This window comes from Pseudoalteromonas thalassia (genome assembly GCF_049257215.1).
Lineage (GTDB): Bacteria > Pseudomonadota > Gammaproteobacteria > Enterobacterales > Alteromonadaceae > Pseudoalteromonas > Pseudoalteromonas lipolytica_C.
In genome coordinates this window covers 39,723-58,356 of the sequence record NZ_JBMMUE010000011.1, presented here as the reverse complement: position 1 = coordinate 58,356, position 18,634 = coordinate 39,723, and the positions used below count along the sequence as shown (strand labels likewise).

Here is an 18,634-nt window from a genome sequence, read left to right as displayed (position 1 = left end):
CCGCAATAGCGGCCTTTTCTCTAAGTGCTCGTGCGCTTATTTTGTATAAGCACGTGGCATCGCTGAATCAGTTGTATAACGTTCACGTAGTTTATCTTGACGCGCTTCGGTTGAAACCTCTTCACCGTTGATCCACATTTTACTGACGTGTGAATTAAGCTCAAATGGATCTGCAGACCACATTACAAGGTTGGCACGTTTACCCGTCGCAATTGCGCCTGAGTTTAAACCAAATACATCAGCAATGTTACTTGTAACAGCGCTTAGTGCACCTTGCTGGCTCATACCATAAGATACAGCATTACCCGCATCAAAGCGTAACTGGTATACATTGTGGCTAGAATCGCCCGCTACACCAATAATGACTTTTACACCGGCCTTTTCAAGCTTACCTGCGTTAGCAAGGTTTGCATGTAATGAATCAAAGCTACCCGGTAAGTTAGCCATTGAACTGATGATCACAGGTACATTAGCTTTAGCTAGCGTATCAGCCACAACAACCGCATCATCACCACCATGAATCACTAAATTAATGCCATAGCTTTGTTTTAACTTAACAAGTTCATAGATGTCTGATGCGCGCTGCACGCTTGCAATAAGAGGCATTTCACCAGCTAGCACTGCATCTAACACTTTTTGTTCAGTCGAAGGCTCTTTTTTGTCGTCTTTTTTATCATCCTTTTTGGCTGACTTTTGACCTTCTAACTTGTCGATAAGTGTTTTCATCGACATAGCACGGGAACCTTTGCTCTTTTCACCTAAGTGAACAACAAGTGCAACTTGCTTTTTATTTATGCTGTCAAAGCTACCAGATAAATCAACAACAGAGGCTAGACCTGCAAAGATACTTTCACCACCGTTTGGTACGATTAGATCCTGAGTAATGCCGCCTTTACGTGCATAAGGAATTAAGCTACTACGCGGGTTAAATGCAAGGCTAGGATCGAAATCGATCCCTGCTTTATCATCCCCACCATCACGAGAGCCGGCAACAGCACCCACTTCCACTAAACCTAATTGATTCATTGTGCCAATAAAACCAGCGGTTACAATTTGACCTTTTGCATCAATGGTTGTATCAGCATCAATAGATGCAGGGTTGATTGCAACAATTTTACCTTCGTCAATAACGACGCTCGCGCCTTCTAGAACACCTTGTTCTGTTGATGTGTGCAGTGTTGCATTAACAATCGCTACAGATGCAGCACTCGCAGTTGCCGAGACCAGGCTAGCAGCAACGAGAGACAGTTTTAATGATTGAGTTAATTTTGTCATCAATGTTACTCCTATTTTTGACCTAGCATGAAATCGCTTTGTGCTTGATATTTATCATCATTACGATCATAAACTTTGGCACCATCAATAAACACTTGTTCAGCTTTCGCATAAACACTGAATGGGTTTTGATTCCAAATAACCACATCAGCTTGTTTACCCGCTTCTAGTGAACCTGTTTTGTCATCAATGCCTAGTGATTTCGCAGCGTTTGATGTGATCCACTTGATTGCATGTTGTTCAGAAATGTTATAACCAACATCATTGGCACGGTACATAACTTTCCCTGCTTCTTGGTTTAGACGCTGAATTGTTGTGTCGGAATCTGAGTGAACCACTGCACATGAATTTTTAACTGCATCAACAATTGCTACGTTCTCTTGAACCATGTCGTAGGCTTCCATTTTAAAGCCCCACCAATCTGGCCAAAGTGCTGCACAGTTGCCATTTTCAGCTAATAGATCAGCAATCTTATAAGCTTCAACACCATGATGGAATGTACCTGAGTGATAGCCAAATTCTTTACCAAGATCGATCATCATAGCCATTTCCTCTGCCTTGTAGCAGTGGTTATGAATGAGTATCTCGCCATCAAGAACACCCGCTAAGGTATCAAGCTTGATATCACGGTGCGGTACTTCGGGGTTTTTACCAGCAGCATAATCGCTCTCGTATTTTTCCCATTGACGCTTATATTCTGCTGCTTCTATCCAAGCTGTACGATAGCCGGCCATATTACCCATACGCGTTGATGGTAAAACACCTTTACTACCATAAACACGTTTTGGGTTTTCACCACATGCCATTTTTAAACCATATGGTGCATCAGGAAACTTCATCCCTTGCATCGTATGAGAAGGAATATTTTTAAGCGTTACGCCACGACCACCAATCAGGTTTGCAGAACCTGGTAGAATTTGTAAAGACGTAATGCCCCCTTCACGAGCACGATTAAAACCTGGGTCCTGTGGCCAGACAGAGTGTTCAACCCACACTTCAGCTGTAACAGGGCTTGTCATTTCGTTACCATCTTGATGAGATGCCACCGATGGTGTTGGATATGCACCTAAATGTGAATGCACATCAATAATACCTGGTGTTACCCATTTGCCTTGTGCATCAATCGTTTTATCAGCTTGAACTGATAAATCTTTACCAACTTGCTGTACTTTGCCATCAACAAAGAAAACATCTGCATCATCTATGCGCTCACCTGTGCCAGTTAGTACTGTTGCATTTGTGATCAATGTGCTTTGTGATGCAAGAGGCTTATAGGTGCTTGGGTATGGGTTTTTATTTATGGTTACTTTTGGATCTTGAGGGCCATTGTCTTGGCATCCCGCTAGCGCGACACCAAGCGCCATGACCAATACGGATGGAGCAAATTTTTGCATTATGTTGTTTCTCCTTTTTATTATTGAACCACTTTAACCAAATGTTAATTTCAATGCGAACAAACGAGGCAAGTAGCAGTTTATTGGGACGAATTACCTGTTTTGTTTTGCTCTATTTTTTAATGTAATTGTTATATAGCTGCTCTAAAGCACCTTCGGTAGTTAAACTCGGATCTTTGTTAATAAAATGCTTCACAGTGCGAGTTACAAAGTCTGAATTTTGTTTATGCTGCTTCGCAAAACTTTTAATCAGTGAATCAGCATCGTTTGCTGCTGTTACATTCTCGTGGCGATGGCGATATTGGCTTAAAGCACGATTAAAATCACCATTATAATCTTCAACCACCAGCTTATAGAATTCTGTTCTGTCTACGTTCAAATCATTAATGCAGTAATTTAGCGCGTCTTTAAAGTCATAAAAGACTTTGCCTTGCACATCAAATTCGGCACGCTTTTGACGAATAGTTACACTGGCCTCTTCTGTTGCATAACTATAACCTTGAAATGCAAGCCGCTCTGCAGCCTCTGCACCTAACTTCATACCTGCTTTAATGCTATGTACAAATTCATCACTCATATCGTGAAGCTCACTTTCATGCCACATGTGATAAATTCTCAACGCTTTAGCGTATTTTGCTGAAAGTTTCTTTTTAAGCTTTCTCACTCGCCCATCAATGGTCAGTATCCGTTCGTTATGTAGTAACGCAAAACATTCATAACATGCTGGAATAGATATAAATTCTGCGTCTTCACCTAAATCTATAATGCTTTGTAGCATATGTAGTGGTGGGCAAAAATCTCGCTCAGTGGCTTCACAACCGCAATAGAAGCATTGATTAAAATGTTTTGATTCAGATGCATAAGCTTGTTGATAATAGCCTGCTAATTTCGTGGCCACTGGTACTCCTTATACTTTAAATAGCGCGACTAAAAAATGTAGAGTTAAAACGTAAATGTAACCATTACGTAAAAACCAAACCTTTAATACTAGCCAATAAAGATTTTTTAATAATAAAAATAGAAAAATATTTCTCGAATTGTGTCAAAGTTCACACTTAAAAATATACCTTATCAAGCGGTTATTTTTTGTTGTTCACATCTACATACTTACTTACAACTTGTCGATTTTCATTAACAGCAATTACTCTCGGTTAGCGCATACTTTAACTGTGCCCAGCAAATAGGAAGTGTGCAGTATCCAAAGCGAGGTAGCACATATGACGTGTCACATGGACAAACAACTGGAGAGAAAGATGAATACGTTAACAACAGCACTCGGTACAGCATTAATTTTAGGTTCTTCATTAGTAGCAACAGAAACAAACGCCGCACAATTTGTAGCAGCAGATGACAATGTTGGTACTCAAGCGTGTATGGCAATTGCTTCAAACAAACCATTAAACGTAATAAACACAATGCGTGATTTACGCTTAAGCAAACGGGTTATGACAGAAAAGCTACAGTGTAATGAAATGAGCACTGAAAAGTTTGCTAGCACCTATGGGTTTAATAAATCAGCAAGTTATTTGAATTTTGAAACAACAACAAAAACCAGTATCCAAGATATTGCTAAAGTATCTGACGATACAGTCATTGTTATTGCTGGTTCTAAATAATTATGATGAATTCTAAGTAGTAGGCCGATACCGGCCTGCTACACACCCTAACCCTATTATATTAACGCAGCGATAAGACCAAATAAGCCGCCAAACACCCCGCCCCAGATCACTAACCAACCTAAATGTTCTTTGATCATGGTTTGAATAATATCTTTTACCATAGTTGGCGTAAGTTCGTTTAAACGCTCATCAACTAAACGCTCAACTGTACCATGTAATGACCCACCTAGATGAGAGTTGGCAAATAGCTTTTCATCAAGAATCGTTTTAAATTCGTCGCTCTTTGATATATCAATCACCGCCGCTTTCATTTTTTCAATGAAAGGTTCACGCATAGGCTCTAACGCATCTCGGCCACCAAACATAGACAGCATGCCACCAAATTGTGAGTTTTCAATGACCTCAATTAAAGAATCATAAGCCGGACTTAAATTAACTTCACTAATAACTGGCTCAAGATCAATATTAGGTTTCGCTAAAGCCATGACTTGATCAATTTTCTCTTCTGCAAAAAACTCGGTCATAACTAAGTTACGTATAGCAACTTTAAAAGAGGCAAATTTAAGAGTAATGACGCCTGATCCGTAAAGAAAAGGGACTTTTTCAAACAGCATATGAATTGCAAGCCAGTTTGTTACAGCCCCAGATAAGGCAAATAAACCAACCGTTAAGACAACTGTTTGATCAAATAAAAATCCGACTAATACTAAGGCAACTGCCACTAAATTAGTGATGAGACTTTTATTCATCTGAATCCTCGTAAATTAATTACTAAACTTTAATAATATTAACGCCATGGGTTTGTTAATTCACCGTCTTTTTGCCATAGTTTAATTATATGGTTAAAAGGTGAACAGAATTATGTGGAATTCGGTGAATGAGCAGATAAGCCAAGCGATGCATTTTGAGTTTAAGCATACTTTTAAACGCCAGTTACAATCACCCAATAACGATAAATACTTCCATATTGGTGATGATCTACACCACTTCTTTGTTAAGGTGGCTCACTTAAGTGATTTAGAGCGACTCGAATGTGAAGCTTTTAATTTAGAGCTGCTCACGCAAGAGAGTTTATTTATGATACCCGATTGCATCACTACAGGTTGTAACATTGAGTATTCATTCATCGTTCTAGAATGGTTAGAACTTGATAAGCAACCACATTCAAATTGGTATCAAATGGGTGAACATTTAGCCATGCTTCATCAAAAACATACTCAAGCCATGTTTGGTTTTGATAATGATAACTTTTTAGGACCAACTGTTCAGCCCAATCGATGGCACAGAAAGTGGGATGTATTTTTTGCAGAGGAACGAATAGGCTGGCAACTGCAATTGTTACAAGAAAAAGGCATTGAGTTAGTAAACCAAGAAATGTTCATCGCCTTTATTAAAGATGCACTGCATAGCCATGTAGTGGAACCATCTCTACTCCATGGTGATTTTTGGCGAAGAAATATGGGGTTTTATAACACCGTACCCAGTATTTTCGATCCAGCTTGTTATTATGGTGATCGGGAATGCGATATCGCAATGAGCGAATTATTTGCTCCACTGCCTGATGCCTTTTACGAGGCTTACAATGCCTTATACCCATTACAATCTGGATATGAGCAACGAAAACTCATCTATCAACTTTACCCTGTTCTTAACCATGCAAACATTTTTGCAGGACACTATCTTACTGAAGCAAAACAACAAATCGAATTACTCCTTAAATAACATTAAAATCGTTGTAAAACGAATGTCATAAACCGTTAATCGTGGCTATAGTTTACTTATAACGCGTTCAGATACAGGTGCTAGCCGCTTGTTTAGCGGTTAGTAAGTTATACCAATCTGATTAAATCTAGATTCATTTTTCATGGGTTAAGGTTTAATTCTGATTGCAATTTAACGAACTCAGGCATGCCTGATTAAGGTAAAAGCTGATGAAAGAACATTTCACACAACGTATTTCATGCCCTCATTGTGGCCACCATATACATGTTGCTCTTGATGCAAGCGACGGTGACCAGGATTACTACGAAGATTGCAGCGCATGCTGTAACCCGATCCACTTAAATATGCATATTGATTACGCACACAACAAACTAGAACTTTTCGTTGACAGCGACGACGAGCAAATTTTTTAATTTGCTCGTTTGCTATGTTCTTGTTGGGATAGGTAATTTTCTACGGTGTTTATAATGGTATAGGTTTGTTGATCAACTTCGATGTTAAGCTTATCACCAACACTGTACTTATCTAAATTTGTGATTGCGAGTGTTTCAGGGATTAGGTGCAACCAAAAGCCCTGTTCATCAACTTCGCCAACGGTCAAACTTGCGCCATTAACACTAACAAAACCTTTGTAGAGTACGTATTTTTGCCATTCAGCTGCTAATGATAAGTGCATTTTACAATTATTTTGATCATGGTTAATTGCAATAATTTCTGCCATACAATGAATATGACCAGAAACAATATGCCCTCCTAATTCTGTGCCAAAGGTAACTGAACGCTCAAAATTTACTGTGTCATGCTCAGTTAATGCACCTAAATTAGTTAGTCTTAGTGTTTCATCTATTACATCAAAATTAATAAAACTGGACTCTGCTGATTGTTTTTCAAAACTCACGACTGTCAAACAACAGCCATTAATAGCAATACTCGCCCCCACAGTTAAGTTAGCAGCATAGTCATTAGCTACCTGTAAAGTGAGTCGTAAAATTCCACCTTCGTGAATCGCTTTTTTTACAATAGCTTGGGTTTGTACAATTCCGGTAAACATAGCAACACTTCTTTTCTTCACTAAATAGATAACTGCGATTTTTATTGATCTATGAATAGATTACAATGTTTGTCTGTTTTTTTAGTTGTGTGTTTTATATGCTTTTTTGTAGTTGGGAAGCCAAGCGCTTAATTTCTTTAGCCATCCCAGTGTTTTTGGCGCAAGTTACACTTATTTTAATGACTCTGGTTGATACAGTAATGGCAGGTCAAGTAAGCGCAACTGACTTAGCTGCTTTATCAATTGCAACTGGTATCTGGAACCCATTAATGCTTGCCCTTCAAGGGATTTTACTTGCGCTTACAGGAATTATTGCGCAATTTTCAGGTTCAAATGATAAACAAGGAATTAGTCATTATTTTCAACAAGGCTTATATTTAGCACTGATACTCAGTTTCATAGGTGTCTTAGTCGCAGGTTTTGCTGATAGCGTATTAAATCAACTGGACACCAGCGCTGCGATTACATCTCTGGCTGAGCAATATATTTACTTTGTTAAATGGGGAATGCTGGGCTTTTTGCTATTTAGCGTGTATCGCAATATTACTGAAGGTATGGGTATGACAAAGCCAGCCTTCTATATCAGCCTAATCGGTTTAGCTGTAAATGTTCCTGCAAACTATGTGTTTATCCACGGTAAATTAGGGTTTGATGCCTACGGTGGTGCCGGATGCGGTATAGCCACAGCACTTGTATTTACTTCTATGGCGCTAACTCAAGTCATTTACTGTCATTTCAGTAAAAAAGTGAACGCTAAAGAACTCCTCGCTAATTTTGCATTACCAAAATTCTCAACAATGTGGATCATTACCAAAGTAGGTATTCCTATCTCACTTGCTACCTTTTTTGAAGTAACCTTATTTGCTTGTATTCCTTTATTTATAGCTCATTTAGGTGCAGTCGCAGTCGCTGGCCATCAGATTGCAGCCAGTGTAACCACCTTGCTATTTATGATGCCACTAAGTCTCTCAATTGCGATAAGTATACGTATTGGCAATTTATTTGGTCAGCAGCACTTTGAGCAATTAAGAAATGCAGTAAGAACTAGCTATATTCTGGCAGCTGTAATTGCATTTATGCTAGCCAGTATTACATTCTTTGCTCGTGATATCATCAGCCAATTGTATTCAGATAATCCTGAGGTATTAGCACTTGCCTCTTCAATTATGGTATTGGCTTGCATCTACCAATTGCCAGACGCTTTACAGGTCTCAGCTAACGGCATTTTACGTGGATTAAAGCACACAGCCCCTATTGGCTACATAACATTTGTTTCATATTGGCTGATCGGATTTGCGCTTGGATTCGTACTTGCTCGTACAGATTTAATTGTTCCAGCAATGGGCCCTCATGGCTTTTGGATAGGCATTATTGTGGGGTTAAGTGCCGCAGCAATTATGTTGATGTTCACAGTTCATAGGCGATTTAAACATGCACCATTTTTGCAAAACCAATAGCCTTCTAAACTCTATTATTGCTCTAGTGTGTGTGGCACTTATTGCCTGCACACCCTCTTCTGGTGATGTAAATCACACCTATGCGCAAAGACTAAATAACGTGCTTAAAACCGAAGGTTTTAAGCTATCTAAACCGAGTACGCTAACTGTTAAGCACTTCGCTTATGACGATGAAGACAAAGCAACGATCGGCATGCTGGAACTTGCCCAGTTACGTCAGTGTAAGCTTGCAACTCTTATTGCTGAGCACAATAACCAGCTTGGCAAAACGGCAACACCCGCTAATGTTTTGAGTTATCAAATTAAGTTTATACAAAGCGCAAATAAATGCTTAGAAAGCATTGATGAACAAGATGAACTGTTTGAAAAAATAAAACTCACCGCAGCAAAAAAACAAGCAAACTTAGCCAACTACTTTAAAGCTATGCTGTTCAATGAAACCGAGTTTAAACAAAGCTGGCAGCTAAGTTCGACTTATATTGATGAAAATACGTCAGGTTTTAGCGAAACCGTGAGCGCATTGGAGCAGATTGCTAAATTAAACAATCAAATTAATAACGGCAAAATAAACGATATAGAGCCCGATAAAATTATCAGCCAACTTGAAGTGTTAAACCGTTTTAAATACAACAAGCTGTTAATTTCGGCGGCTCGAGCCCAAACACATTACAATCAACAATTAACAGAGCTGCTTATGCAGTACACAAATGATGAACTCTGTCCTGCCAACAAGAATAAACAAAAAGCACAAACGCTAAGTAATGTGTTTAAAAAGTTTTATTTGGAGCAGTTACAACCTTATCAATCATTCTTGGTGGGAAGATTAGAAACCCTACAACCACTTTATCATCAAATATGGCGTGACACTGAAATGAGCCCATTTGTAGATAGCGAAAGTAATGAGGCAATTTTACGGAATCTTAAGCGCTCTGCTAAAAGCCATGTAACTTGGTGGCAAGGTTTTTATCGAGCGTGCGAAATTAGTCCGTTATGAGTAAAAAACCAGCACTTAGCATAAAAATAGCTAAAGCTGCTTGATTCACACAAGCAGTCGCTATATATTAGCCTCCGTTGTTTAGCCAAGCTGACAACTTTTTAAATCAAAATACAACCGTAGCTCAGTTGGTTAGAGCACTACCTTGACATGGTAGGGGTCGGTGGTTCGAATCCACTCGGTTGTACCACGATTTAGGTATAACCAAAGGAAAGAGCACTACCACTCTTAATGGCCCGGTCCAAAGGTCGGTGGTTCGAATCCACTCGGTTGTACCACTCTTGATTTTGACACTTCTGTACGACCGTAGCTCAGTTGGTTAGAGCACTACCTTGACATGGTAGGGGTCGGTGGTTCGAATCCACTCGGTCGTACCAATTATAAATACCCTACAGCATAAAGCTCAGTCGCTTAGCTCACTACCACTCTTGATGGCCCGCTCCAAAGGTCGGTGGTTCGAATCTACTCGGTCGTACCAAATTTATTCCAACCTTTACTAAGATATTACCCGAAAATCTGAATTGTACAGTTGTAGCTAAGTCGCTTAGCCCACTACCACTTTTGATGGCCCGCTCCAAAGGTCGGTGGTTCAAATCCACTCGGTCGTACCAATTCTAAATATCCTATAGCATAAAGCTCATTCGCTTAGCGCACTACCACTCTTGATGGCCCGCTCCAAAGGTCGGTGGTTCGAATCTACTCGCTCGTACCAACTCTAAATATTCTAATTTGATAATTGGGATCACTCATACCCTAATAGCTTCGACAACTCTAAAGCTGTTACCTGCATATTTTCGTGGATCATTGCCATATCAGTTGTATGAGAGCCGTCAGTGAAATCAATAAATGGCACAACTAACGCCGCTGCGATTTGACCTGTTGCATCAAACACCGGATAACCAATATCATTTACTCCATGAGCTTGCGCACTAATCACACTCTCATAACCCTGACTTTTAACACGATTGATTATATCCTCGAGTTGTTCAGAATTTGCTTGTGGGTGGTCACTTGGCACACGACTAAGCATTAAATCACGCTTTTCTCGTTCAGAAAACGCCAACAATAAATGACCTGAACAGGTATTTACTAAGGGTGCTTCAGCGCCAAGTCTAACGCTAAAGATACGCGCCGAAGGTGAATCTTGCTGCACTACAACATGACCTTTACCTTCGTAGTAGATCACTAAATGGCAAGATTGCTCTATGGTATAAGATAATCTGTGCATCAAAGGGTTAGCTAGCGATGTTAAACGCTTAATAGGTGGAAACCGATTGGCTAGCCCAAAAAGCTTTAAGGTTAATCTATGCCTATCACTTCCCGCTGGCGTTTCAATATAGCCGCGTTGCTCTAATACAGCCAACATTCTAAACAACTCGCCGACCGAACGATCGAGTCGTGCTGTGATATCCGTGATATTGAGACCGTCTACTTCACTTGACAGCAATTCAAGCAAATCCAATCCTTTTTCAAGCGCAGGAGCTGAATACACTTTTTTCCGTGATTTAGAATCCGTTTCTTTTTCCACTGATATTCACCTTAATATAACTCACTAGTTTTTTGAGACTAGCTATAAAATTTCCTCAGATTACAAAAGTATACATTAGTTTCATTTATGAGAAAAAGCGCCATAACCATTTAATAAGCTGCTATTTGTTCATCCAGTGAAAAAATCCGCTCAACAAGCTTCCACTTAGTAGATTTACTGGATGACGTATCAACCTTTTGAAACTTTTCCATTAATGCTTCCCATTCTTGAACTTTATTATTTTGAGCATCGAATCTGGCTTTGTGTTCAAAACTAAAATCATCGCAGGTATCAAGTATCATAATTAATTGTGTGCCTAGCCGATGAATCGCCATGTTCGTTATACCCACTTCTTTGATTGCCGCTACAACCTCAGGCCATACATTTCCCGGGGCATGGTATTTCTCATATTCGGCTATTAAATCATCGTTGTTTTCTAGCTCTAATGTTAAGCAATATTGCATTTCATTTCTCCACTGATGTTTTATGTATATAGATAACGCGATAAGCAAAAACAGCTATCACCATAAAACTAATTAAAGGTAGTAAAAAAGAGGTTTGTACTGCACTTAGTGACTTAATCAGTGGCCCTGCATCAATCATCTGCCCCTGTAGAGGTGGCATTAGCGCTCCTCCGACAATCGCCATGACCAACCCTGAGGATGCGATACTTGCATCGGCTTTTAAACCGCCTAAACTGATAGCATAAATTGTTGGGAACATTAGAGACATACACCCCGAAACAGCAATAAGACAATACAATCCGAGTATCCCCCCGGTAAAAATGACAGCAAACGTCAAGCTCGCTGCAGCAATTGCAAAGATCATCAGCAGTAATGCGGCATTAACCCAATTAAGTAAAAACGTACAAATAAAGCGACTGGCCAGAAAAACACACATAGCAACAATGTTGTAATTCTGCGCTTCAGAAGCGGTTAAGCCTACTTCAGTCATCCCGTAATGGATAATGAAAGTCCAGCACATAATTTGTCCACCAACATAAAAAACTTGAGCAATCACACCTTCAACATAGCGCTTATTTTTAATAAGTTTTACAAAAACCTCCTTCGCGCTATTGTCACTTTGATTTACTTTAACAGCCTGTGTATTAGGCAAGCGATAAAATAAATAGATAAAAAATAAGACAATAACAATCATAGCAATTACCACATAAGGGTCGCGTATTGTCGCCAAATCAGCTGCCTGCATCGCCATATGATTAAATGGTTCTTCTTTTGAAAAGGTATAAAGTGCTTCGGTAAGCTTTTCATCAACAACTGCGGGGAGCCAATGTGCATATTCTGGATGTTGTAATTTTTCTTCAGCTCTAAACTGTTCTATTTCAAGCTTATTTAGAATCATAGTTGAAGCAACAAACATGCCCATCAACGAACCAACAGGGTTGAATGCTTGCGCTAAATTTAACCGCTTTGTGGCTGTCCGCTCATCTCCCATTGATAAAATATAAGGATTTGCAGTTGTCTCTAAGAGTGCCAATCCACAGGTTAAAATACACAAAGAAGCCAAAAAATAATTAAATTCCATGTAATAACTAGCAGGAATAAATAGTAATGCACCCAGTGCATATAGCCCAAGTCCAAGTAGTATCCCAGATTTATACGAATAGCGCCGAATATACAATGCGGCAGGAATAGCCATCACTCCATACCCTAAGTAAAAAGCAAATTGCACAAGAGAACTCTGTGCATTTGAAATTAGAAAAATATCTTTGAACGCTTTTACCAGCGGGTTGGTAATGTCATTTGCAAAGCCCCAAAGAGGAAAAAGTGCTGCAACCAGAATAAAAGGTATCAGCATATCCGTTGCGATTAATGGTGCAGTTTCCCCTCCCTCTTTTGTACCTAATTGATATGTGTTCATTGTTAATTACGCTCTTAGTTAAATGCTGTTAATACGAACTGCTTAGTACAGTTCATGTTTAAAAGATTGCACGATAAATTCATATATACAATTAAATTTCATATAAGAAAAATATTATTTTAAATATGTCTATAAAAAACAATTGTTTATTTACTATTTTTTTAAAGGTTCCTGGCTTTAGCAACAAATGACAGTGGCTAGAGACAAAAGAAAGATGTTGACTTGTTTAATTATTACAAATATTTTAAATATGAAAAAATAATTCATACTTAAAATAAATTGCTAGTGTACCAACAAACTTTAATTGTGAGGATTGAATGTCTGGAAATAAATTTGTGTTACTGCATGAACAAGACAACGTCATTGTTTGTTGTCAGGCTGCATACCTTGGTGAAGCGATCACCATTGCAAATGATGAGCTAACGCTAAATACAGATGTCACTGTTGGTCATAAAGTTGCCTGCCGTGCAATTCAAAAAGGCGAACAAATTTTAAAATACGGTGTGCCTATCGGATCTGCCACTGACGATATTGAAAAAGGACAGCATGTGCACCTTCACAATATGAAGAGTGACTATATAGCAAGCCACACTAGGCACTCAGTTAGTGGAGATTAATATGCAGGGCTATTTAAGAAGTAATGGTAAAAAAGGTATTCGTAACACTGTGGTTGTAGCCTACTTAGTTGAATGTGCACACCATGTGGCAAGAACAATCGTTAATAAGTCAAATAACCAAGACATCCAACTTATTGGCTTTCCTGGCTGCTATCCAAACAATTATGCACTTTCTATGATGACTAAACTGTGTACCCACCCTAATGTTGGCGGTGTGTTACTCGTTTCTTTGGGATGTGAAGGGTTCAACCGTGAACACTTAAGTGAAGCTATCAGTCAGTCTGGTCGCCCCGTTAGTACACTTGTTATTCAAAATAACGGCGGAACAAAAAACACCATTGATAAAGGGGTTCAAGAAGCTGCGGCTATTCTAGAACAAATTTCTTCATGCCCTGTTGTTGATATGACGGTTGATGAATTAGTTATTGGCACAATTTGTGGTGGTTCAGATGGCACCAGTGGTATCAGCGCAAACCCTGCTGTTGGTAAGTGTTTCGACCGTTTAATTACGCAAAATGCAACCTGCATTTTTGAAGAAACCGGCGAACTTGTGGGCTGCGAGCAAATAATGGCGCACAGGGCCGAATCGAAAGACCTTGCAGACAAGCTTGTATCTTGTGTCATAAAAGCTGAGAAATATTACACGAAAATGGGCTATGGCAGCTTTGCTCCGGGTAATGCAGAGGGTGGCTTAACAACACAAGAAGAAAAATCAATGGGAGCTTATGCTAAGTCAGGTGGCTCGTTAATTAATGGCATTATTAAACCGGGTGAAGAGCCTCACAAAAAAGGCTTATTCTTGATGGATGTAGTCCCTGATGGAGACCCTAAATTTGGATTTCCAAACATCTCTGATAATCAAGAAATCATCGAAATGATTGCATCAGGTGCCCATATCACATTATTTACAACCGGTCGTGGCTCCGTTGTTGGTTCAGCTATTTCGCCAGTAATTAAAATCTGCGCAAACCCTGAAACATACAAAAACTTAAGTGATGACATGGATATAAATGCTGGAAGTATTATCGAAGGTCAGAAAACGGTAGAGCAAGTGGGAGATGAAATCTTTGATCTTATTGTCCGCATTGCAAGTGGTGAACAAAGTAAATCTGAACAAATGGGACATCAGGAATTTTTGTTAACTTATAAAACATTCGACAGCATAGGACCTGCTTGCTTGAATTAATGTGAGCAGAGGACATCATCATGAATAATTACTTTAATCATAAATACCCTGATATATCGGACCTCAAGAAAAAAGCCAAACAACGCATACCACGCTTTGCATTTGACTACCTTGAAGGTGGCTGTATGGATGAGCGAAGTGTTCAGCGAAATCGAGACGAGATCAATGCTGTACAATTGCGTAGTACATTATTAAAGCCTTTTTCTGGCAGCGATCAATCAGTTGAACTATTTGGCCACACCTACTCTGCTCCTTTTGGAATTGCACCCGTTGGTTTGCAAGGCCTAATGTGGCCAAAAGCGCCTGAGATACTGGCTAAAGCTGCCGCTGAAAAAAATATCCCTTATGTATTAAGTACTGTTTCGTCATCTAGCCTTGAGCGTATTGCAGAAGTGTCTGAGGGTCATGCTTGGTTCCAATTATACAACCCAACGGATGAGAGCATTCGTAAAGATCTATTAAGTCGCATAAAAGCAGCACACTACCCTGTATTGGTTGTCACAGTTGATGTGCCAACATTTGGCTATCGCCCAAGAGATATCCGCAATGGTTTGGCGATGCCACCTAAAATGACACTTTCAAACATCATGCAAATGCTAAGTAGACCCCGTTGGTTTTACGAAACAGCGCTTGCCGGCAAGCCTGAAATGCAAACCCTAAAACCCTATATGCCTAAAGACATGCCAACCGATGAACTTGCAGCATTTATGAATAAAACGGTTATGGGCCGTGTAGATATTGAGGGACTAAAGCCTATACGAGATATGTGGCAAGGGCCATTAGTAATAAAAGGATTAATTAGTGAACAAGATGTGAAATCGGCTATAGAACTTGGCGCTGATGCTGTCGTAATTTCTAATCATGGTGGTCGACAACTTGATGCAGGTGAATCACCAGTAAAACCACTACAAACTATCGCATCTAAGTATTCAAAAGACATAAAGATATTTATGGATAGCGGTTTACGAAGCGGCACTAATATTGTGAGTGCCCTAGCAAGTGGAGCAGATTTTACTTTTCTGGGTAGACCTTTTGTATATGGTGTTGGCGCATTAGGTGATAAAGGAGGCATTCATACCATTAATGCATTGATGATGCAGGTAACGCAGATAATGAACCAATTAGGCTGTGAAAAAGTAACGGACTTACCTAGCTTCCTAGTTAAATAGCTGAACAATATGGTAGGAATATTATGAAAAACGTTTTCAACACTCGTCAACTTGGTAACACAAACCTAAATATATCAACGTTAGGTTTTGGAGCTGCGTCTATGGGTAATTTATATCAACCAGTCAGTGATGAAGAAGCTAAAAAAACTTTATCATCGGCTATTGATATAGGTATCAACTATTTTGATACAGCTCCGCGTTATGGTGCAGGACTAAGTGAACGTCGAGTGGGAGATGCACTAAGGGAACTTCCAAAACAGGATTATATATTATCCACAAAAGTTGGAAGACTCATTAAACCAGACGCGAAAGCGGATGTAACTCAGCTTCGCCATGGTTTTGCTACTCCAATGCCTTTTGATGCTCAATATGACTACAGCTACGATGGCATTATGCGTTCATTTGAGGATAGTCAGCAACGTTTAGGGCTCGCTGAAATTGATATTCTTCTGGTTCATGATCTAGGCAGAGATACTCATGGAGATAGAGATTCATTTTATTTTATGCAGTTCGAGCAAGGTGGTTATAGAGCACTTGATGAACTTAAAAGTAGCGGACAAATCAAAGCGATTGGTTTAGGTGTAAACGAAGTAGAAATTTGTAAGCGTGCCATGAATATTGGCCAGTTTGATTGTTTTTTATTAGCCGGCCGATACTCATTACTTGAACAAGAACCAGTCAACGAGTTTCTTCCTCAATGCATTGCAAATGGTACGTCGATAATACTTGGCGGTCCTTACAACTCGGGCATATTAGCAACTGGCGTTCGCACTAACAAAACGCCCTTTTATAACTACAACCCTGCCCCTAAAGAAGTAATTTTAAAAGTAGATAGAATTGAGCAAATTTGTCTAGACCATAATGTCACTCTCGCAGCTGCTGCACTGCAATTTCCGCTTGCACACCCGGCAGTTGCATCGGTTATTCCAGGCCTTGGCAATGCAAAGCGAGTTGCAAAAACTGTACAGCTATTTAATGAAATGATCCCTTGTGCATTTTGGCAAGATTTAAAATCTGAACAGTTACTTGCTGAAAATGCCCCAGTACCGATGTAATGAGCGTAATTATGAAATCAACATCTAGCTCAATAATAGAAAAAGTAGATAGCCATCAACACTTTTGGCAATTAAGCCGAGGAGACTATAACTGGCTAACTTCTGACTTTACTTGTCTCTATAAAGATTATTTGCCTGAATTACTAGCTCCAGCATTAGAGTTATATGGCATAACGAGCACAATTGTGGTTCAAGCTGCAGATTCAATAGATGAGACATACTTCTTGCTCGAACTAGCTAAAAAAACTGATTTCATAGCAGGTGTGGTCGGTTGGGTTGATTTTCAAGCCAACGATGTCATTTCTCATTTAGCGTCATTAAGTAAAAATCCCTATTTCAAAGGTATTCGTCCAATGTTGCAAGATATTGACGACCCTGACTGGATACTCAATGACGATTTTGCTGCTATTTTTGATTTTTTAGCAAACAACAGCCTTACATTTGATGCACTCATACTTGATATACATCTTGAGCAGATAACATCAATTGCAAAGCGCTATCCACAATTAAATATTGTAGTTAACCACCTTGCTAAACCTGACTTAACAAAACCTATGTCAACTAAATGGCAACACCAGTTAACCTGCTTGGAAGAGTTAGAAAATGTTTCTATTAAGTTTTCAGGACTAATGACACAAGCTGCAACAGATTGTGTTGATGTTGCTATTTATCGTCAATATTTTCAGCTCATTTATCAATTGTTTGGTCCGAAAAGAATTCTTTGGGGAAGTGATTGGCCTGTTGTCAACATGAATGGCAGTTATGCTTTGTGGCATGACATTAGTCAGGAATTGATCAATGAATTGCCTAACGCAGAACGGCAGTTGATATGGTCAGAAAATGCGCGAAATTTTTATAAGTTACTCTAATCACACCTTTTAAGGACACATTATGAATCAGCAAAGCTCAAAAAAAATTGCCTTAGTAACAGGAGGTGGTAGCGGAATAGGTCGAAGTATCTGTTTACGTTTAGCAAAACGGAATATGCATATTCTTGTTGTTGATTTAAATATCGATGCTGCAAACACAGTGATGCAAGAAATAAATGAAAACGGTGGATCTGCACAAGCATTTGCAGTGGATGTAGCTAACCATCAACAAGTAGCTGAGTTGTTTGCAACTATAAAAAAACACTATGCCATTGATATTCTGATAAACAATGCAGGTATAGCCCACATTGGCAATATCGAAAATACCACAGAGTCAGACTTAGACAGACTCTACAACATCAATGTTAAAGGTGTTTATAACTGTATGCATGCAGCCATTGCAAGTATGAAAGAAAAACAAAGCGGCGTCATCATTAATCTAGCATCTGTTGCTTCATCCGTAGGAATTGCCGATAGGTTTGCCTATTCAATGACTAAAGGTGCCGTTTTAACCATGACCTACTCTGTAGCAAAAGATTATTTATCATACGGTATTCGTTGTAACTGTATTGCCCCTGGTCGTGTTCATACCCCTTTTGTTGATAACTTTTTAGCACAAAGCTACCCAGATAATCAGGCTGAGATGTTTGAAAAGCTCTCAAAAAGCCAACCTATTGGTCGCATGGGTAAACCTGAAGAAATCGCAGGACTTGTTGATTACTTATGCTCAGACGACGCTGCATTTATAACAGGCAGTAATTTCCCGATTGATGGCGGTTTCGTCACACTTAATAATTAACTGAAGTAAAGAGAATCA

General features: G+C 39.3%; 19 protein-coding genes and 2 tRNA genes. 13 read left to right on the top strand and 8 right to left on the bottom strand.

What is annotated here, in order from left to right:
* Positions 1 to 36 precede the first annotated feature (36 nt).
* From AAEU31_RS13635 to AAEU31_RS13625, 3 genes are all read right to left on the bottom strand, one after another.
* Positions 37 to 1,275, bottom strand: a complete 1,239-nt coding sequence (locus tag AAEU31_RS13635) for an amidohydrolase family protein (RefSeq protein ID WP_421967502.1) — start codon at positions 1,273 to 1,275, stop codon at positions 37 to 39.
* A gap of 11 nt (positions 1,276 to 1,286) precedes the next feature.
* Positions 1,287 to 2,669, bottom strand: a complete 1,383-nt coding sequence (locus AAEU31_RS13630) for an amidohydrolase (RefSeq protein WP_421967501.1) — start codon at positions 2,667 to 2,669, stop codon at positions 1,287 to 1,289.
* A 112-nt stretch (positions 2,670 to 2,781) separates the two neighbouring features.
* Positions 2,782 to 3,567 (bottom strand): hypothetical protein, encoded by a 786-nt coding sequence (locus AAEU31_RS13625; RefSeq protein ID WP_421967500.1) that lies wholly within the window; start codon positions 3,565 to 3,567, stop codon positions 2,782 to 2,784.
* A gap of 355 nt (positions 3,568 to 3,922) precedes the next feature.
* Here AAEU31_RS13625 and AAEU31_RS13620 point away from each other — a divergent pair, with 355 nt between their 5' ends.
* Positions 3,923 to 4,285, top strand: coding sequence for a DUF3718 domain-containing protein (locus AAEU31_RS13620; protein ID WP_135924370.1), 363 nt, complete (start codon positions 3,923 to 3,925; stop codon positions 4,283 to 4,285).
* 56 nt (positions 4,286 to 4,341) lie between these two features.
* Here the strand turns inward: AAEU31_RS13620 and AAEU31_RS13615 are convergent, their stop codons facing one another.
* Complete coding sequence (locus tag AAEU31_RS13615; protein WP_199526560.1) at positions 4,342 to 5,037, bottom strand: DUF445 domain-containing protein; 696 nt, start codon at positions 5,035 to 5,037, stop codon at positions 4,342 to 4,344.
* A gap of 112 nt (positions 5,038 to 5,149) precedes the next feature.
* On the opposite strand from AAEU31_RS13615, the gene AAEU31_RS13610 reads away from it, so the two are divergent.
* On the top strand, positions 5,150 to 6,010 hold the full coding sequence (locus tag AAEU31_RS13610) for a fructosamine kinase family protein (RefSeq protein WP_135924368.1): 861 nt from the start codon (positions 5,150 to 5,152) through the stop codon (positions 6,008 to 6,010).
* A gap of 209 nt (positions 6,011 to 6,219) precedes the next feature.
* Positions 6,220 to 6,423, top strand: coding sequence for a CPXCG motif-containing cysteine-rich protein (locus tag AAEU31_RS13605; protein ID WP_135924367.1), 204 nt, complete (start codon positions 6,220 to 6,222; stop codon positions 6,421 to 6,423).
* Here AAEU31_RS13605 and AAEU31_RS13600 read toward each other — a convergent pair.
* Positions 6,420 to 7,061 (bottom strand): riboflavin synthase subunit alpha, encoded by a 642-nt coding sequence (locus tag AAEU31_RS13600; RefSeq protein WP_421967499.1) that lies wholly within the window; start codon positions 7,059 to 7,061, stop codon positions 6,420 to 6,422. The genes AAEU31_RS13605 and AAEU31_RS13600 overlap by 4 nt on opposite strands.
* 98 nt (positions 7,062 to 7,159) lie before the next feature.
* Here AAEU31_RS13600 and AAEU31_RS13595 point away from each other — a divergent pair, with 98 nt between their 5' ends.
* The 4 genes from AAEU31_RS13595 (at position 7,160) to AAEU31_RS13580 (ending at position 9,889) form a co-directional block, all read left to right on the top strand.
* Positions 7,160 to 8,518, top strand: a complete 1,359-nt coding sequence (locus AAEU31_RS13595; RefSeq protein WP_421967498.1) for an MATE family efflux transporter — start codon at positions 7,160 to 7,162, stop codon at positions 8,516 to 8,518.
* Positions 8,493 to 9,512: a DUF3080 family protein gene (locus AAEU31_RS13590; protein WP_421967497.1), complete on the top strand. Its 1,020-nt coding sequence runs from the start codon at positions 8,493 to 8,495 to the stop codon at positions 9,510 to 9,512. The genes AAEU31_RS13595 and AAEU31_RS13590 overlap by 26 nt, the downstream gene beginning before the upstream one ends.
* A 113-nt stretch (positions 9,513 to 9,625) precedes the next feature.
* Positions 9,626 to 9,702, top strand: a tRNA-Val gene (locus AAEU31_RS13585).
* Between the two features lie 110 nt (positions 9,703 to 9,812).
* A tRNA-Val gene (locus AAEU31_RS13580) sits at positions 9,813 to 9,889 on the top strand.
* 365 nt (positions 9,890 to 10,254) lie between these two features.
* On the opposite strand, the gene AAEU31_RS13575 is transcribed toward AAEU31_RS13580, so the two are convergent.
* From AAEU31_RS13575 to fucP, 3 genes are all read right to left on the bottom strand, one after another.
* Positions 10,255 to 11,040 (bottom strand): IclR family transcriptional regulator, encoded by a 786-nt coding sequence (locus AAEU31_RS13575; RefSeq protein ID WP_235382397.1) that lies wholly within the window; start codon positions 11,038 to 11,040, stop codon positions 10,255 to 10,257.
* Positions 11,041 to 11,150: 110 nt separating this feature from the next.
* The gene (locus AAEU31_RS13570) at positions 11,151 to 11,504 is read right to left on the bottom strand and encodes an L-rhamnose mutarotase (protein WP_421967496.1); all 354 of its coding nucleotides are present in this window, start codon (positions 11,502 to 11,504) and stop codon (positions 11,151 to 11,153) included.
* Position 11,505: 1 nt separating this feature from the next.
* Entirely contained in the window at positions 11,506 to 12,921 is a 1,416-nt protein-coding gene (gene fucP, locus AAEU31_RS13565) for an L-fucose:H+ symporter permease (protein WP_421967495.1), read from the bottom strand.
* Positions 12,922 to 13,238: 317 nt separating this feature from the next.
* On the opposite strand from fucP, the gene AAEU31_RS13560 reads away from it, so the two are divergent.
* Genes AAEU31_RS13560 through AAEU31_RS13535 form a run of 6 tightly spaced genes read left to right on the top strand, consistent with a single transcriptional unit; the run spans position 13,239 to position 18,616 of the window.
* Positions 13,239 to 13,538 (top strand): UxaA family hydrolase, encoded by a 300-nt coding sequence (locus AAEU31_RS13560; RefSeq protein ID WP_135924360.1) that lies wholly within the window; start codon positions 13,239 to 13,241, stop codon positions 13,536 to 13,538.
* A gap of 1 nt (position 13,539) precedes the next feature.
* A complete protein-coding gene (locus AAEU31_RS13555; RefSeq protein ID WP_421967494.1) occupies positions 13,540 to 14,724 on the top strand; it encodes a UxaA family hydrolase in 1,185 nt (394 codons plus the stop codon).
* A 20-nt stretch (positions 14,725 to 14,744) separates the two neighbouring features.
* Positions 14,745 to 15,893: an alpha-hydroxy acid oxidase gene (locus tag AAEU31_RS13550; protein WP_421967493.1), complete on the top strand. Its 1,149-nt coding sequence runs from the start codon at positions 14,745 to 14,747 to the stop codon at positions 15,891 to 15,893.
* A gap of 23 nt (positions 15,894 to 15,916) precedes the next feature.
* Positions 15,917 to 16,948 carry an aldo/keto reductase gene (locus AAEU31_RS13545; RefSeq protein ID WP_421967492.1) on the top strand — a complete coding sequence of 344 codons (1,032 nt, stop codon included), beginning with the start codon at positions 15,917 to 15,919 and terminating at the stop codon, positions 16,946 to 16,948.
* Between the two features lie 11 nt (positions 16,949 to 16,959).
* Entirely contained in the window at positions 16,960 to 17,817 is an 858-nt protein-coding gene (locus AAEU31_RS13540) for an amidohydrolase family protein (protein WP_421967491.1), read from the top strand.
* Positions 17,818 to 17,839: 22 nt separating this feature from the next.
* A complete protein-coding gene (locus AAEU31_RS13535; RefSeq protein ID WP_135924355.1) occupies positions 17,840 to 18,616 on the top strand; it encodes an SDR family NAD(P)-dependent oxidoreductase in 777 nt (258 codons plus the stop codon).
* Positions 18,617 to 18,634: the final 18 nt, after the last annotated feature.

Bases quoted from the DNA above. Each gene is read 5' to 3' on its own strand.
- AAEU31_RS13635 (WP_421967502.1), bottom strand. From the start codon at position 1,275: ATGACAAAATTAACTCAATCATTAAAACTGTCTCTCGTTGCTGCTAGC.
- AAEU31_RS13630 (WP_421967501.1), bottom strand. From the start codon at position 2,669: ATGCAAAAATTTGCTCCATCCGTATTGGTCATGGCGCTTGGTGTCGCG.
- AAEU31_RS13620 (WP_135924370.1), top strand. From the start codon at position 3,923: ATGAATACGTTAACAACAGCACTCGGTACAGCATTAATTTTAGGTTCT.
- AAEU31_RS13615 (WP_199526560.1), bottom strand. From the start codon at position 5,037: ATGAATAAAAGTCTCATCACTAATTTAGTGGCAGTTGCCTTAGTATTA.
- AAEU31_RS13610 (WP_135924368.1), top strand. From the start codon at position 5,150: ATGTGGAATTCGGTGAATGAGCAGATAAGCCAAGCGATGCATTTTGAG.
- AAEU31_RS13605 (WP_135924367.1), top strand. From the start codon at position 6,220: ATGAAAGAACATTTCACACAACGTATTTCATGCCCTCATTGTGGCCAC.
- AAEU31_RS13600 (WP_421967499.1), bottom strand. From the start codon at position 7,061: ATGTTTACCGGAATTGTACAAACCCAAGCTATTGTAAAAAAAGCGATT.
- AAEU31_RS13595 (WP_421967498.1), top strand. From the start codon at position 7,160: ATGCTTTTTTGTAGTTGGGAAGCCAAGCGCTTAATTTCTTTAGCCATC.
- AAEU31_RS13590 (WP_421967497.1), top strand. From the start codon at position 8,493: ATGCACCATTTTTGCAAAACCAATAGCCTTCTAAACTCTATTATTGCT.
- AAEU31_RS13570 (WP_421967496.1), bottom strand. From the start codon at position 11,504: ATGCAATATTGCTTAACATTAGAGCTAGAAAACAACGATGATTTAATA.
- fucP (WP_421967495.1), bottom strand. From the start codon at position 12,921: ATGAACACATATCAATTAGGTACAAAAGAGGGAGGGGAAACTGCACCA.
- AAEU31_RS13560 (WP_135924360.1), top strand. From the start codon at position 13,239: ATGTCTGGAAATAAATTTGTGTTACTGCATGAACAAGACAACGTCATT.
- AAEU31_RS13555 (WP_421967494.1), top strand. From the start codon at position 13,540: ATGCAGGGCTATTTAAGAAGTAATGGTAAAAAAGGTATTCGTAACACT.
- AAEU31_RS13550 (WP_421967493.1), top strand. From the start codon at position 14,745: ATGAATAATTACTTTAATCATAAATACCCTGATATATCGGACCTCAAG.
- AAEU31_RS13545 (WP_421967492.1), top strand. From the start codon at position 15,917: ATGAAAAACGTTTTCAACACTCGTCAACTTGGTAACACAAACCTAAAT.
- AAEU31_RS13540 (WP_421967491.1), top strand. From the start codon at position 16,960: ATGAAATCAACATCTAGCTCAATAATAGAAAAAGTAGATAGCCATCAA.
- AAEU31_RS13535 (WP_135924355.1), top strand. From the start codon at position 17,840: ATGAATCAGCAAAGCTCAAAAAAAATTGCCTTAGTAACAGGAGGTGGT.